The sequence below is a fragment of the Streptomyces sp. NPDC014861 genome, assembly GCF_043081625.1.
Lineage (GTDB): Bacteria > Actinomycetota > Actinomycetes > Streptomycetales > Streptomycetaceae > Streptomyces.
On record NZ_JBIBWV010000007.1, the window covers coordinates 360,396 to 375,032 of the forward strand.

Consider the following 14,637-nt stretch of genomic DNA (forward strand, 5'->3'; position numbering starts at 1 on the left):
GGGACGCCCGCGGCCGCCTCGGCGCCGTGCGGGCGCGTCCCCGGGCGGTCTCAGCGCCGCGTCGGGACGCCCGTCAGGGCGGTGACGACCGGGTCCAGGGCCTCCTGGATCTCGTCGCCGATGGAGCGGAAGACCGTGATGGGGGCGCCGTAGGGGTCGTTGACCTCGTCGGCCTCGGCGGAGGGGGCCAGGAGCCACCCGCGTAGAGCGGCGGCGGCGCGGACCAGGGAGCGCGCGCGTTCGACCACGCCGTCGCTCGGGTCCGGGAGGGTGGCGGGGTCGATGGCGCGGACCAGCCGGGTGAACTCCTTCAGGGTGAAGGTGCGCAGGCCGGCCGAGTGGCCCATCGAGATGACCTGCGCGCGATGGTCGCGGGTCGCGGTGAGGACGAGGTCGGCGCGGATGACGTGCTCGTCGAGGAGCTCGCGCCCGACGAAGCCGCTGTGGTCGGCGCCGAAGTCGGCGAGGACCAGCTCCGCGTTGGTCTCCATGGGGGCGCCCTCGTGGCCCCAGGTGCCGGCGCTCTCCACGATGAGGCCCCGGCCGAGCCCGTCGCCGAGCCGCTCGCCCAGGGCGTGGCGGGTCAGCCGCTCGGTGATGGGCGAGCGGCAGACGTTGCCGGTGCTGACGTGGAGGATGCGGAAGGAGCCGACGTGCTCGTACCCCGCTATGCCACGCCCCTCAGGGGCGGTCAACTGGCCACCTCGAGGTCGGGTACGACCTTGCGGAGCTCCTCCGGTGACAGCGCGCCCTCGCGCAGCAGCACCGGGACCTTGCCCGTGACGTCGACGATGGAGGAGGGGACGATGCCGGGCGTCGTACCGCCGTCGAGGTAGACGGAGACGGCGTCGCCGAGCATCTGCTGCGCGGCGTCGCAGTCCTCCGGCGCGGGGAGCCCGATGGTGTTGGCCGAGGTGACGGCCATCGGGCCGACCTCGGTGAGCAGCTCGATGGCGACCGGGTGCAGCGGCATGCGGATGGCGACGGTGCCGCGGGTGTCGCCGAGGTCCCACATGAGGGACGGCTGGTGGCGGGCGACGAGCGTGAGCGGGCCGGGCCAGAAGGCGTCGACGAGCTCCCAGGCGTGCTCGGAGAAGTCGGTGACGAGGCCGTGCAGGGTGTTCGGGGAGCCGATGAGGACGGGCGTGGGCATGGTGCGGCCGCGGCCCTTGGCGGCGAGCAGGTCGGCGACGGCCTCGCCGGAGAAGGCGTCCGCGCCGAGCCCGTACACGGTGTCGGTGGGGAGCACGACGAGCTCGCCGCGGCGGACGGCCGACGCGGCTTCGCGCAGGCCGGTCGCACGGTCGGTCGACTCGTTGCAGTCGTAGCGGCGTGCCATCAGTCGCGCTCCTCCTCGGTGGTGGTGCGGTGCCGGCTCATGGCATCGCCTTGCGGGCGGTCGCGAAGCGCGGCCGGTTGTTGAGGTCGGGGTGGTCGGCGGCGTCCGACCAGCCGGCCTCCTCGTTGAAGATCCACGGCACCTGGCCGCCCTGGGTGTCGGCGTGCTCGATGACGACGAGGCCGCCGGGGCGCAGCAGGCGGTGCGCGGTGCGCTCGATGCCGCGGATGGTGTCGAGGCCGTCCTCGCCGGAGAAGAGCGCCATCTCGGGGTCGTGGTCGCGGGCCTCGGGCGCGACGTACTCCCACTCGGTGAGGGGGATGTACGGCGGGTTGGAGATGACCAGGTCGACCTGGCCGTTCAGCTCCGGGAGCGCGGTGAGCGCGTCGCCCTGGTGGACGGTGACGCGGGAGCCCTCGGCGTTCTTCCGGGTCCAGACGAGCGCGTCGTCGGAGAGCTCGACGGCGTGGACGCGCGAGCGGGGCACCTCCTGGGCCATCGCGAGGGCGATGGCGCCGGAGCCGGTGCAGAGGTCGACGATCAGCGGCTCGACGACGTCCATCGCGCGGACGGCGTCTATGGCCCAGCCGACCACGGACTCGGTCTCCGGGCGGGGCACGAAGACGCCGGGGCCGACCTGGAGCTCCAGGTAGCGGAAGAACGCCCGGCCGGTGATGTGCTGGAGCGGTTCGCGCGCCTCGCGGCGGGCGATGGCCTCCCAGTAGCGGGCGTCGAAGTCGGCGTCCTTGACGTTGTGCAGCTCCCCCCGCTTGACGCCGTGCACGAACGCGGCGAGCTCCTCCGCGTCGAAACGCGGTGAGGGAACGCCGGCGTCGGCCAGCCGCTGGGTGGCCTGGGCCACCTCGGCAAGCAGCAGGTTCACGCTGGTCCTCCGTGGTGCGGGGTGGGGCTGGAGAGGGGCCTTACGCGGGAGCCGCGGCGCCGGCCCCGGGTTCGGCGGGGCCGGCGGACGGGCGGCTCAGGTCGCGGCGAGCTTGGCCGCCGAGTCGGCGTCGACGCAGGCCTGGATGACGGCGTCGAGCTCTCCGTCGAGGACCTGGTCGAGGTTGTACGCCTTGAAGCCGACGCGGTGGTCGGAGAGGCGGTTCTCCGGGAAGTTGTACGTGCGGATCTTCTCGGAGCGGTCGACCGTGCGGACCTGGCTGCGGCGGGCGTCGGCGGCCTCGGCCTCGGCCTTCTCCTGGGCGGCGGCGAGGAGCCTGGAGCGCAGGATGCGCATGGCCTGCTCCTTGTTCTGGAGCTGGCTCTTCTCGTTCTGGCAGGAGGCGACGATGCCGGTCGGCAGGTGGGTGATGCGGACCGCGGAGTCGGTGGTGTTGACCGACTGGCCGCCGGGGCCGGACGAGCGGTAGACGTCGATGCGCAGGTCGTTGGCGTGGATCTCGACGTCGACCTCCTCGGCCTCCGGGGTGACGAGCACGCCGGCGGCGGAGGTGTGGATGCGGCCCTGCGACTCGGTGGCGGGCACGCGCTGCACGCGGTGGACGCCGCCCTCGTACTTGAGGCGGGCCCAGACGCCCTGGCCGGGCTCGGTGGCGCCCTGGCCGCCCTTGGTCTTCACGGCGACCTGGACGTCCTTGTAGCCGCCGAGCTCGGACTCGGTGGCGTCGATGATCTCGGTCTTCCAGCCGACGCGCTCGGCGTAGCGGAGGTACATGCGGAGCAGGTCCCCGGCGAAGAGGGCGGACTCGTCGCCGCCGGCGCCGGCCTTGACCTCCAGGATGACGTCCTTGTCGTCGCTGGGGTCGCGCGGGATCAGCAGGAGGCGGAGCTTCTCGGTGAGCTCCTCGCGCTGCTTCTCCAGCTCCTTGACCTCGGCGGCGAAGTCGGGGTCGTCGTGCGCGAACTCGCGCGCGGTCTCGATGTCGTCCCCGGTCTGCTTCCAGGAGCGGTACGTGCCCACGATCGGGGTCAGCTCGGCGTAGCGCTTGTTCAGCTTGCGCGCGTTGGCCTGGTCGGCGTGGACCGACGGGTCGGCGAGCTTCTTCTCGAGGTCGGCGTGCTCGCCGACCAGTTCCTCGACCGCCTCGAACATCTTCGGGCTCCTGGTTTCGTCAGTTGCTACGGGGACGCCAAAGCGCCGGTCCCGGCCGCCCGCGCAGGGACGGCCGGTGACCGGCGCGGGGGCTCGCTACTTCTGGGCGGAGCCGGCGGCCTTGCCGAAGCGGGCCTCGAAGCGGGCGACGCGGCCACCCGTGTCGAGGATCTTCTGCTTGCCCGTGTAGAACGGGTGGCACTCGGAGCAGACCTCGGCACGGATGGTGCCGTCGGTGAGGGTGCTACGGGTGGTGAACGACGCGCCACAGGTGCAGCTGACCTGGGTCTCGACGTACTCGGGGTGGATCTCGCGCTTCAAGGGTGTCTCCTAGTTCCGGGAGGGCGCCGGGTCGTCGCCGCGGGTTGCGGCGGACGTGAACCGGGGCCGACGTACCAGTCTGCCAGGACCGGCCGCATCTCCCCAAACCGGGGTGGGGCCGCCGGTATTCCCCGGGGGTGTCCGGGGCCCGTCCGGGCTCAGCGGACGACGCCCTCGGCCTGGCCGGTGGCGGTGTCCTCGGTGGCCGCGGCGGGGATCGGCCGGTCGCGCTCCAGGGCCTTCCAGACCTGCTGGGCCTTCTCCTCGACGGGGACGACCCGGTTGGGGTCCCGGGGGTCGTACTCGACGGGGAGGGTCACCATGTGGACCTTGTCGGCGGAGATGCCGGTGAGGCCCTGGGCGAACCCCATGAGCTCCTGGACGGAGTCGAGCTCGGAGTCCGGGGTGATGGCCTTGGTGGCGGCGTCGGCGAGGTCGAGGAGCTTCTTGGGGTTGGTCCCGACGCCGACGTCCTTGATCTGCTCGATGAAGGCCTTCATGAAGGCCTGCTGGAGCTGGATGCGGCCGAGGTCGCTGCCGTCGCCGACGCTCTTGCGGGTGCGGACGAGGCCGAGGGACTGCTCGCCGTCGAGGGTGTGGGTGCCGGGCTCCAGGTCGAGGTGGCTCTTGGAGTCCTTGATGGCCCGGGTGGTGGTGATCTCCACGCCGCCGAGGGTGTCGATGAGCTTCTTGAAGCCGGTGAAGTCGACCTCGACGTAGTGGTCCATGCGGATGCCGGACATGGCCTCGACGGTCTTGACGGCGCAGGCGGGGCCGCCGACCTCGTACGCGGTGTTGAACATGGCGCGGCTCTCGCCGGCGACCCGGGTGCCCTGCCCGTCGGTGCAGGCGGGGCGGTCGACGAGGGTGTCGCGCGGGATGGAGACGACGCTCGCCGCCTTGTGGCCCTCGTAGACGTGCAGGACCATCGCGGTGTCGGAGCGGGCGCCGCCCTCGTCCTTGCCGTAGGCGCCGTTGTCGCCGGAGCGGGAGTCGGAGCCGAGGACGAGGATGTCCATGGAGCCGTTGTCGACGTTCTTGGGGCGGTCGGTGCCCAGCTGGGCGTTGATGTCGACGCCCTGGATGTTGCCGTCGAGCTTGAGGTACACGTAGCCGAGTCCGGCGCCGGCCAGGACGAGCACGGCGGTGGCGCCGGACACGGCTATGCCGATCCGGCGGCGTCGTTTGGCGGGCGGTTTGCGGCGGCGTCCGGTGGCGCCTCCGCGTGCGCGCCCGCTCTGGTTCTGCTCGGTCATCGTCTTCCCTCGGGCCTATGGTTCACCTGATGTGACGGCGAAGCATCCGAAAGGGTTGCATACGGACCTGTGAGGTTTCGGGGCGCGAGCTGTCGATAACGCACCGTGCCCACCGCTCGGGGAGCGATGGGCACGGTGTTTGCGCAGGTCACGAACGGGTTACGACTCGGGGGTCGGCGCTCGTGATGTGACGCGAGTCTCCTCGACGACGACGTCAGTCGTTGTTGCCGCCCGGCGTCGTCTTCTGGATCTGCAGGAGGAACTCGCCGTTCGACTTCGTCTGCTTCATCTTGTCGAGCAGCAGCTCGATCGCCTGCTGCTGGTCGAGCGCGTGCAGCACGCGACGCAGCTTCCAGGTGACGGCGAGCTCGTCGCTGCCGAGCAGGATCTCTTCCTTGCGCGTACCCGAGGCGTCGACGTCGACGGCCGGGAAGATCCGCTTGTCGGCGAGCTTCCGGTCGAGCTTGAGCTCCATGTTGCCGGTGCCCTTGAACTCCTCGAAGATCACCTCGTCCATGCGCGAGCCGGTGTCGACCAGCGCGGTGGCCAGGATGGTCAGCGAGCCGCCGTCCTCGATGTTGCGCGCGGCACCGAAGAAGCGCTTCGGCGGGTAGAGCGCGGTCGAGTCGACACCACCGGACAGGATGCGGCCGGAGGCGGGCGCCGCGAGGTTGTACGCGCGGCCCAGGCGGGTGATGGAGTCCAGCAGGACGACCACGTCGTGACCCAGCTCGACGAGGCGCTTGGCGCGCTCGATGGCCAGCTCGGCGACGGTGGTGTGGTCCTCGGCCGGGCGGTCGAAGGTCGAGGAGATGACCTCGCCCTTCACCGACCGCTGCATGTCGGTGACCTCTTCCGGACGCTCGTCGACCAGGACGACCATCAGGTGGCACTCGGGGTTGTTGTGGGTGATCGCGTTGGCGATCGCCTGCATGATCATGGTCTTGCCGGTCTTCGGCGGGGCCACGATCAGACCGCGCTGGCCCTTGCCGATCGGCGACACGAGGTCGATGATCCGCGTGGTCAGCACGCCCGGGTCGGACTCCAGGCGGAGCCGGTCCTGCGGGTAGAGCGGGGTCAGCTTGTTGAACTCGGGGCGGCCGCGGCCGGAGTCCGGCGCCATGCCGTTGGTCGAGTCGAGGCGGACCAGCGCGTTGAACTTCTCGCGGCGCTCGCCCTCCTTCGGCTGGCGGACCGCGCCGGTGAGGTGGTCGCCCTTGCGCAGGCCGCTCTTGCGGACCTGGGCGAGGGAGACGTACACGTCGTTCGGACCGGGCAGGTAGCCCGAGGTCCGGATGAACGCGTAGTTGTCGAGGATGTCGAGGATGCCCGCGACGGGGATCAGGACGTCGTCGTCGGAGACCTGCGGCTCACCGGCGGCGAACTCGTCACGCCCGCGACGGCCCCGGCGGTCGCGGTAGCGCCCGCGACGGCCGCGGCGGCCGCCGTCGAAGTCGTCGTCGTCGTCCTGCGGGAGGCCGCCGCCCTGCGGACGCTGGCTCTGGCCCTGCTGCTGGCCCTGGCCCTGACCCTGGCGCTGCTGGTCCTTGCGCTGACCGCCGCCCTGCTGCTGGTCGTCGCCCTTGCCGCGCTCGCGCTGGCGGTCGCGGCGGTCGCGGCGGTCCCGGCGGGTGCGGCCCTCGGCGGTGTCCGCGGCGGCCTCGGCCTTGTCGCCCTGCGGCTCGCCCTTGGCCTCGGTACGGGTCTCGGCACGGGCCTCGGTCTTGACGGCCTGCGGGGCCTCGGCGCCGTCCGGCGAACCGGCGGGGGCCGTGGCGCGGCGACGGCGGCGCTCGCCGGCCGGCTGCTCCTCGCCCTGCTCGGCGGCGGGCGACTTCGACGGCTGGCCCGGGATGTCGATCTGCTGCTGGGCGGGGGCCTGCTCGGCCTTCTCCGCCTTCGGCTCGGCGGCCTCGGCGGTCTCGCCCGTACGGGCCTTGGAGGTGGCGCGGCGCTTCGGCTTGGCCTCGGCGGGGGCCTCGGCCTTGGCGGGGGCGGCGGCACCGCCGCCGGCCTGCGCCTCCTTGATGACCTCGATCAGCTGGCTCTTGCGCATCCGCGCGGTGCCCCTGATGCCGAGGCCGGACGCGACCTGCTGCAGCTCGGCCAGGACCATGCCCTCGAGGCCGGTGCCGGAGCGGCGGCGCCGTGCGGTGCCGCCACTGGCAGCACCTGCGGCGGGCGCGGCGGCGTCGACGGATTCGTCGGCAGTCACGCCCATCAGATCGGTGGTGTCGCTCACGAAGGGTCCTTCCCTGGAGCGGACGTCGGCCCTGTGGCTCGGCGACCGGTTGTGCTGTCCGGCAGCGGTCCTGGTTGGCGGACCGTGTCCGGGGCGGTGGTCCCGCCGGGATGCGGCGAGAGGAGAAAACGTGCTGTGGGTCCGGCCCGAGCGCCCCCTGCTCGGCCCTCGCACGGAAAGAGCGAGGGGTGTCGTGCCGGTTCCGGAGCGTGCTCGAAACTGCTCAGGCAGGCTGCTCAGGCAGTTGGGGAGGCTCCCGGAAGAATGGGTGGTCCCTGAGGGGACACTCCGCACCGCTCCACAAAGAGGTCGGGTGCAGACTTGAGGTTAACACTACCGGCTCCAACAAACATTCCCCCTCTCACTCACCGGCAATCGCGTGTTCAGGACGCTGCCCGGCGTCCCGTACGGCGTCCGCCGCAGCGCCGTCAGGGCGCCAGCGGCAGCACGCTCGCTCCGGGCGCGTCGAGGTCGAGCCGGTTGGCGGCCCAGCCCTCGCCCGCGAGCAGGGCGACCTTGTCGGCCGTCCCGTTGTCGGCCAGCGCGAGGACCGTGGGGCCCGCGCCGGAGATGACCGCGGGCACGCCGTCCGCCCGCAGCCGGTTCACGAGGGCGATGCTCTCCGGCATCGCGGGGGCCCGGTACTCCTGGTGCAGCCGGTCCTCGGTGGCCGCGAGCAGCAGCTCGGGGCGGCGGGTCAGGGCCTCGACGAGGAGGGCGGCGCGACCGGCGTTGGCGGCGGCGTCGACGTGCGGGACGGTGCGCGGCAGCAGGCCCCGGGCGGTCTCCGTCAGCACCGGCTTGCCGGGCACGAAAACCACCGGAACGATGGAATCCGAGGGGTCCATCCTGATCGCCCGCGCGGCACCGGCCTCGGTCCACGCGAGGGTGAAACCGCCGAGGAGACAGGCGGCGACGTTGTCGGGGTGGCCCTCGATCTCGGTGGCCAGCTCCAGCAGGGCGGCCTCGTCGAGCTTGGCGTCCCCGCCTATGGTCACGGCGCGGGCGGCGACGATGCCGGCGCAGATGGCGGCGGAGGAGGAGCCGAGGCCGCGGCCGTGCGGGATGCGGTTGGCGCACACGACCTCCAGGCCGCGCGGCTGCCCGCCGAGCAGGTCGAAGGCCGTACGCAGGGAGCGTACGAGCAGGTGGCTCTCGTCGCGCGGGAGCGTCTCGGCGCCTTCTCCGGCGATGTCGACGTGCAGCCCGGAGTCGGCGACCCGGACGACCACGTCGTCGTAGAGGCCCAGCGACAGGCCGAAGGCGTCGAAGCCCGGGCCGAGGTTGGCGCTGGTGGCGGGGACGCGCACCCGTACGGCGGCGGCGCGGAACGCGGGACCGGCCATCGCTCGATGACTCTCCTTGACTGCGGCAACGGGGTGTTCAAGAGAAGTGCGGGGAACCCGGGGGGCCGTTTCGGCCGTTCGGCCGCGAAGGGGCGACAACGGCAACGACACCGCGCATATGCGCCGGGGCGGGTTCGGTACAGCCTATCGAAGGAAGGTTCTGCGGCGACATAGGGCGCACGGGAGGCGCACGGTGCGTGTCGCGCGCCAACCTGTGCGCCTATGTACGTTCCTGATCGGGTTTCGACCAGTCGGCTCACCCCGTCGGGGGAGTTTCCGCTCGTTCCCGAGCGTCCGCTCCCCCGTCCGGGGCAGCGGGATCAGGCCAGTCCGAGCCGCTCCGCGGCGGCCGCGGCGTCCACCGGGACGGTGACGGGCTGCGGGGCGCCGGCGACGGCCCAGTCGGGGTCCTTCAGACCGTTGCCGGTGACCGTGCAGACGATCCGCTGGCCCGGGTCGACCTTGCCCTGCTCGGCGGCCTTCAGCAGACCGGCGACCGAGGCGGCCGAGGCGGGCTCCACGAAGACGCCCTCCTGCGCGGCCAACAGGCGGTAGGCGCGCAGGATCTCACGGTCCGTCACCTCGTCGATGAAGCCGCCCGACTCGTCGCGCGCGGCGATCGCGTACTGCCAGGAGGCCGGGTTGCCGATGCGGATCGCGGTGGCGATGGTCGACGGGTCCTTGACGACCTCGCCGCGGACCAGCGGGGCCGAACCGGACGCCTGGAAGCCCCACATGCGCGGACGGCGGGTCGCCAGACCGTCGGCGGCGTACTCGGTGTAGCCCTTCCAGTAGGCCGTGATGTTGCCGGCGTTGCCGACGGGCAGCACGTGGATGTCGGGCGCGTCGCCGAGCATGTCCACGATCTCGAACGCGGCGGTCTTCTGGCCCTCGATGCGGACCGGGTTGACCGAATTGACCAGCGCCACCGGGTAGTTCTCGGAGAGCGAGCGGGCCAGCGTCAGGCAGTCGTCGAAGTTGCCGTCGACCTGGAGGATCTTCGCGCCGTGCACGAGGGCCTGGCCCATCTTGCCGAGCGCGATCTTGCCCTGCGGCACCAGCACCGCGGAGACCATCCCGGCCCGCACCGCGTACGCGGCGGCGGAGGCCGAGGTGTTGCCGGTGGAGGCGCAGATGACCGCCTTGGCGCCCTCCTCCTTCGCCCGGGTGATGGCCATGGTCATGCCCCGGTCCTTGAAGGAACCGGTGGGGTTGGCGCCCTCGACCTTGAGGTGCACCTCGCAGCCCGTGCGCTCGGACAGGACCTGAGCGGGGACGAGCGGCGTACCGCCCTCACGGAGCGTGACGACCGGCGTCGTGTCCGTGACCGGAAGGCGGTCCCGGTACTCCTCGATGATGCCGCGCCACTGGTGGGTGCCCTTGTTGGTCATGGGTCCTTACTCCCCTTCAACACGCATGATGCTGGCGACACCGCGCACGGTGTCGAGCTTGCGCAGCGCTTCGACGGTCCCGGAGAGGGCTGCGTCGGCCGCGCGGTGGGTGACGACGACGAGGGAGGCCTCGCCGTCCTTGCCCTGCTGTCGGACGGTGTCGATCGACACCCCGTGCTCGGCGAAGACCGTCGCGACCTGGGCGAGGACGCCCGGCTTGTCGGCCACGTCGAGGCTGATGTGGTACCGCGTCACCACGTCGCCCATGGGGCTCACGGGCAGCTGGGTGTACGCGGACTCGCCGGGGCCCGTCGCCTCGTTGAGACGGTTGCGGCAGACGGCGACGACGTCGCCGAGAACGGCCGAGGCGGTCGGCGAGCCGCCGGCGCCCGGGCCGTAGAACATGAGCCGCCCGGCGGCCTCCGCCTCGACGAAGACCGCGTTGTACGCCTCGCGGACCGAGGCCAGCGGGTGGCTCAGCGGGATCATCGCCGGGTGCACGCGCGCGGTGACGGACTCGCCGTCGGCGGCGCGCTCGCAGATGGCGAGCAGCTTGATGGTGCAGCCCATCTGGCGGGCGGAGGCGAAGTCGGCGGCGGTGACCTCGGTCATGCCCTCGCGGTAGACGTCGTCGAGGCGCACGCGCGTGTGGAAGGCGATCCCCGCGAGGATGGCGGCCTTGGCGGCGGCGTCGAAGCCCTCCACGTCGGCGGTCGGGTCGGCCTCGGCGTACCCGAGCGCGGTGGCCTCGTCCAGGGCCTCCTGGTAGCCGGCGCCGGTCGAGTCCATCTTGTCGAGGATGAAGTTCGTGGTGCCGTTGACGATGCCCATCACGCGGTTGATCTTGTCGCCGGCGAGGGACTCGCGGAGCGGGCGGATCAGCGGGATGGCGCCGGCGACGGCGGCCTCGAAGTAGAGGTCGCGCCCGTGCTGCTCGGCGGCGGCGTAGAGGGTCGCGCCGTCCTGGGCGAGCAGCGCCTTGTTGGCGGAGACCACGGAGGCGCCGTGCTCGAAGGCGGTGGTGATGAGGGCGCGGGCCGGCTCGATCCCGCCGATGACCTCGACGACGACGTCGATGTCCCCGCGTTTGACCAGGGCGGTCGCGTCGGTGGTGATCAGCGCGGGGTCGATGCCGCCGCGGACCTTGTCGGGCCGGCGGACGGCCACGCCGGCGAGCTCGATCGGCGCGCCGATGCGCGCGGCGAGGTCGTCGGCGTGCGTCGTCATGATGCGCGCCACCTCGGAGCCGACAACTCCACAGCCCAGCAGCGCCACCTTCAGCGGACGCGTACGCATCATCCGACCCTCGTTTCTCGTACTTCTGATTCGTATCTCTACGGTTCTGGCGGGGATGGGGACAAGTCTCACTCACCGGACGGCGGATTCAGCCCTCCGTCCGGATCCTGAGACATCGATTCCATCACCCGACTATTTCATCAGCCGACGTCGAGACGCAGGAGATCTTCCTCCGTCTCGCGGCGGACGATGACCCTTGCTTCGCCGTCCCGGACCGCCACCACGGGCGGCCGGAGGGCGTGGTTGTAGTTGCTCGCCATGGAGCGGCAGTAGGCGCCGGTGGCGGGCACGGCGAGCAGGTCGCCGGGCGCCAGGTCGGCGGGGAGGAAGGCGTCGCGCACGACGATGTCGCCGCTCTCGCAGTGCTTGCCGACGACCCGGGAGAGCATCGGCTCGGCGTCGCTGACGCGGGAGACGAGGCTGACGCTGTACTCGGCGTCGTACAGGGCGGTGCGGATGTTGTCCGACATGCCGCCGTCCACGCTGACGTACGTGCGCAGCCCGTCGAGCGGCTTGATGGTGCCCACCCGGTACAGCGTGAAGGCGGTCGGGCCGACGATGGCGCGGCCCGGCTCGACCGAGATGCGGGGGGTGCGCAGTCCGGCGGCCTCGCACTCGCGGCTGACGATCTCGCCGAGGGCCTTGGCGATCTCGTGCGGCTCGCGCGGGTCGTCCGCGGAGGTGTACGCGATGCCGAGGCCGCCGCCGAGGTCGATCTCGGGGAGTTCGACGCCGTGCTCGTCGCGGACCTCGGCGAGGAGCTGGACGACGCGACGGGCGGAGACCTCGAAGCCGGCCATGTCGAAGATCTGGGAGCCGATGTGCGAGTGGATGCCGACGAGCTCCAGGCCGTCGAGCCTCAGCGCCCGGCGCACGGCCTCTGCGGCCTGCCCGCCGGCGAGCGCGATGCCGAACTTCTGGTCCTCATGGGCGGTGGCGATGAACTCGTGGGTGTGCGCCTCGACGCCGACCGTGACGCGGATCTGCACGCGCTGCCGCTTGCCGAGGGACTGGGCGACGTGGGCCACCCGGACGATCTCCTGGAAGGAGTCGAGGACGATCCGTCCGACGCCGACCTCGACGGCCCGCCGGATCTCCTCCTCGCTCTTGTTGTTGCCGTGGAAGGCGATCCGCTCGGCGGGCATCCCGGCGGACAGGGCGGTGGCCAGCTCGCCGCCGGAGCAGACGTCGAGGTTGAGGCCCTCCTCGTGGAGCCAGCGGACGATCGCGCGGGAGAGGAACGCCTTGCCGGCGTAGAAGACGTCGGCGTCGGCGCCGAAGGCCTCGGCCCAGGCGCGGCAGCGGGCGCGGAAGTCGGTCTCGTCGAGGAAGTAGGCGGGGGTCCCGAACTCCTCGGCAAGGTCGGTGACGCGCAGTCCGCCGACGGTCGCGACGCCCTGCTCGTCCCGGTCCACGGTCCGCGCCCACACCTTGGGGTCGAGCGTGTTCAGGTCGGCGGGCGGCGCGGTGTAGTGGCCCTCGGGGAGCACGTCGGCGTGGCGGGGGCCGGCGGGGTGGGCGGAACGGCTCATGTCTGGTCTGCTCTTTTCAGATCCGGTCGGGTGCGCTGATGCCGAGCACGGAGAGGCCGCCGGCGAGCACCGTCCCGGCGGCTTCGGCGAGCGCGAGCCGGGAGCGGTGGGCGACCGAGGGTTTCTCGTCGCCGAGCGGCAGAACGGTGTGCTGGAAGCCGAGCAGCGCGTCGGCGACGGCTTCGAGGTGCCGCGCGACCCGGTCGGGGGCGCGGTGGCGGGCGGCGGCGAGGAGGACGTCGGGGTGGTCGCGGAGCAGCCCGGCGAGCGGGTCCTCGACGTCGGTGTCGTACGCGGGGAGGACGCCGAGCTGTGCTCCGTTGACGAGGAGCCGCTGGGCGCGGGAGTGGGCGTACCGGACGCGGAAGAGCCCGTTGCGTTCGTGGCGCGCGAGGAGCGGGGGGCCGTCGAGTGGCCGGTCCTGCGGTGCGGCCCGCAGCAGCCGCCAGCGGGCGGCGTCGGTCCCGAGCAGGGCGGTCTCGTCGGCGCCGGGATGGACGTACGGCCGCTCGCCGCCGGCCGCGGTGTCCGCGTCGGCGCCCTGTCCGCGCAGCAGTCCGATGAGGCATCCGACGACGACGGAGGCGCGGGCCTCGGCCGGGGGCTCGAACCGCACGGTCTGTCCGGCGAGCGCGTCGCCGCGCCCGTACGAGGGTCCGGCGGCGCGGACGGCCCGGACGAGTGCGGCGCCGCTCCCGCGCCGCAGGGTGAAGTTCAGGAAGCCGGGCCCGGTGATGTCCACGGCGAGGATCCCGGCGGCGCCGTCGAGCCGGGTCTTCAGCTCGGCGGCGACGTCGAGCGCGGGCCGCCCGGCGGGCCGGGCGAGCGAGAGGGCGATGCTGCTGGCGTACTCCCCCACTCCGCCGGGCCGGGCCTTCTCGACCTTGACGCGCGGCGGGACGTCGACCCGGAGCGCACCGTCGTCGACCGCGCGGCGCACGGCGTGCTGCACGGTGAGGGAGAGGTCCGCGGGGGTCACGGTCCCAGCCTAGGGGAGGAGGGGGGTCGGAACGCGAACCGGTTTCGCCATCCGGGCACCCGCCCGGGTTCCGGGGGTGAAGCCCGAGGTCGACGGGGGTCGCCCCGCATGGGCGTACGGGGCGAACCCCTAGGTCGGCGGGGTGGCCGCCCCGCGCGCTCAGCGCCCGGGGCGCATGCTCCCGGCGGCCGGTCTGCCCGTGGTCCCGTCCCCTGCGGACGGCTCCTCTCCCGCGTCGGGCGTCCCGGCCTGGCGCCGCTGCCGGGGTTCCCGGTGCAGCAACTGGCGGACGACCCGTACGAGCTCGGCCGGCTCGAAGGGCTTGGCGAGGAAGGCGTCCGCCGCCGGTGCGGCCTCGCCCTCTCCGCAGGCGCTGATGATGGCCACGGGCAGGTGGCGGGTCCGCGGGTCCTCCCGCAGCCGCTGGGCGGTCTGGATGCCGTCGAGCCTCGGCATGACGACGTCGAGGGTGACGACGTCGGGCCGGACGCGGTGCACCACGTCCAGACACTCGGCACCGTCGGCCGCGGTCACGACCTCGAACCCCTCTAGTTCGAGATTGACCCTGATCAACTGCCGGATGACCTTGTTGTCGTCGACAACGAGCACCCGCCCGGACATGCCTGACACGTGAACGAGAGTAGGCCGCCCCCAGGGGCTGCGTCCGGGTTTTGCCCACTTCCGACCCGCGCGAGCGAACACCCCCTGGTGACGCCCCGGAAATACCTGTTCACAGGCACCCCGAGAGAGCTGGTAGGGTTCTACCCGTCGCCACAGAGCGCGACGAAGCCCCCGTAGCTCAGGGGATAGAGCAACGGCCTCCGGAGCCGTGTGCGCAGGTTCGAATCCTGCCGGGGGCACTTCGCAGGAAGTGCCACA

The 14,637-nt window shown here is 72.4% G+C and carries 13 protein-coding genes and 1 tRNA gene; 1 reads left to right on the forward strand and 13 read right to left on the reverse strand.

Annotated elements, in window-relative coordinates:
* Positions 1-50 precede the first annotated feature (50 nt).
* From ACF1BN_RS17945 to ACF1BN_RS18005, 13 genes are all read right to left on the reverse strand, one after another.
* Entirely contained in the window at positions 51-695 is a 645-nt protein-coding gene (locus ACF1BN_RS17945) for a protein-tyrosine-phosphatase (RefSeq protein ID WP_392332554.1), read from the reverse strand.
* Positions 692-1,339, reverse strand: coding sequence for an L-threonylcarbamoyladenylate synthase (locus ACF1BN_RS17950; RefSeq protein WP_392332555.1), 648 nt, complete (start codon positions 1,337-1,339; stop codon positions 692-694). Before ACF1BN_RS17950 ends, ACF1BN_RS17945 begins: the two co-directional genes overlap by 4 nt.
* A gap of 37 nt (positions 1,340-1,376) precedes the next feature.
* Complete coding sequence (prmC, locus tag ACF1BN_RS17955) at positions 1,377-2,222, reverse strand: peptide chain release factor N(5)-glutamine methyltransferase (protein WP_043219682.1); 846 nt, start codon at positions 2,220-2,222, stop codon at positions 1,377-1,379.
* A 96-nt stretch (positions 2,223-2,318) separates the two neighbouring features.
* Positions 2,319-3,395 (reverse strand): peptide chain release factor 1, encoded by a 1,077-nt coding sequence (gene prfA, locus ACF1BN_RS17960; RefSeq protein ID WP_376597096.1) that lies wholly within the window; start codon positions 3,393-3,395, stop codon positions 2,319-2,321.
* Positions 3,396-3,491: 96 nt separating this feature from the next.
* Entirely contained in the window at positions 3,492-3,716 is a 225-nt protein-coding gene (gene rpmE / locus ACF1BN_RS17965) for a 50S ribosomal protein L31 (RefSeq protein ID WP_392332556.1), read from the reverse strand.
* Positions 3,717-3,874: 158 nt separating this feature from the next.
* Positions 3,875-4,972 (reverse strand): LCP family protein, encoded by a 1,098-nt coding sequence (locus ACF1BN_RS17970; RefSeq protein WP_392332557.1) that lies wholly within the window; start codon positions 4,970-4,972, stop codon positions 3,875-3,877.
* A gap of 214 nt (positions 4,973-5,186) precedes the next feature.
* Complete coding sequence (gene rho, locus ACF1BN_RS17975) at positions 5,187-7,214, reverse strand: transcription termination factor Rho (protein WP_392332558.1); 2,028 nt, start codon at positions 7,212-7,214, stop codon at positions 5,187-5,189.
* A 428-nt stretch (positions 7,215-7,642) separates the two neighbouring features.
* Positions 7,643-8,560, reverse strand: coding sequence for a homoserine kinase (gene thrB, locus ACF1BN_RS17980; RefSeq protein ID WP_360318431.1), 918 nt, complete (start codon positions 8,558-8,560; stop codon positions 7,643-7,645).
* Positions 8,561-8,880: 320 nt separating this feature from the next.
* Complete coding sequence (gene thrC, locus ACF1BN_RS17985) at positions 8,881-9,951, reverse strand: threonine synthase (protein WP_376596040.1); 1,071 nt, start codon at positions 9,949-9,951, stop codon at positions 8,881-8,883.
* 6 nt (positions 9,952-9,957) lie between these two features.
* Positions 9,958-11,247 carry a homoserine dehydrogenase gene (locus ACF1BN_RS17990; RefSeq protein ID WP_392332604.1) on the reverse strand — a complete coding sequence of 430 codons (1,290 nt, stop codon included), beginning with the start codon at positions 11,245-11,247 and terminating at the stop codon, positions 9,958-9,960.
* Between the two features lie 140 nt (positions 11,248-11,387).
* A complete protein-coding gene (gene lysA / locus ACF1BN_RS17995; RefSeq protein ID WP_392332559.1) occupies positions 11,388-12,779 on the reverse strand; it encodes a diaminopimelate decarboxylase in 1,392 nt (463 codons plus the stop codon).
* A gap of 16 nt (positions 12,780-12,795) precedes the next feature.
* Entirely contained in the window at positions 12,796-13,758 is a 963-nt protein-coding gene (gene nrtL / locus ACF1BN_RS18000; RefSeq protein ID WP_392332560.1) for an ArgS-related anticodon-binding protein NrtL, read from the reverse strand.
* Positions 13,759-13,917: 159 nt separating this feature from the next.
* Entirely contained in the window at positions 13,918-14,379 is a 462-nt protein-coding gene (locus ACF1BN_RS18005; RefSeq protein ID WP_392332605.1) for a response regulator, read from the reverse strand.
* Positions 14,380-14,546: 167 nt separating this feature from the next.
* Here ACF1BN_RS18005 and ACF1BN_RS18010 point away from each other — a divergent pair.
* Positions 14,547-14,618: transfer RNA gene (locus tag ACF1BN_RS18010), tRNA-Arg, on the forward strand.
* Positions 14,619-14,637 lie beyond the last annotated feature (19 nt).

Excerpts from the sequence above, each read along its gene's own strand:
- ACF1BN_RS17970 (WP_392332557.1), bottom strand. The coding sequence starts at position 4,972 with ATGACCGAGCAGAACCAGAGCGGGCGCGCACGCGGAGGCGCCACCGGA.
- thrB (WP_360318431.1), bottom strand. The coding sequence starts at position 8,560 with ATGGCCGGTCCCGCGTTCCGCGCCGCCGCCGTACGGGTGCGCGTCCCC.
- ACF1BN_RS17950 (WP_392332555.1), bottom strand. The coding sequence starts at position 1,339 with ATGGCACGCCGCTACGACTGCAACGAGTCGACCGACCGTGCGACCGGC.
- ACF1BN_RS17990 (WP_392332604.1), bottom strand. The coding sequence starts at position 11,247 with ATGCGTACGCGTCCGCTGAAGGTGGCGCTGCTGGGCTGTGGAGTTGTC.
- thrC (WP_376596040.1), bottom strand. The coding sequence starts at position 9,951 with ATGACCAACAAGGGCACCCACCAGTGGCGCGGCATCATCGAGGAGTAC.
- lysA (WP_392332559.1), bottom strand. The coding sequence starts at position 12,779 with ATGAGCCGTTCCGCCCACCCCGCCGGCCCCCGCCACGCCGACGTGCTC.
- prfA (WP_376597096.1), bottom strand. The coding sequence starts at position 3,395 with ATGTTCGAGGCGGTCGAGGAACTGGTCGGCGAGCACGCCGACCTCGAG.
- ACF1BN_RS18005 (WP_392332605.1), bottom strand. The coding sequence starts at position 14,379 with ATGTCCGGGCGGGTGCTCGTTGTCGACGACAACAAGGTCATCCGGCAG.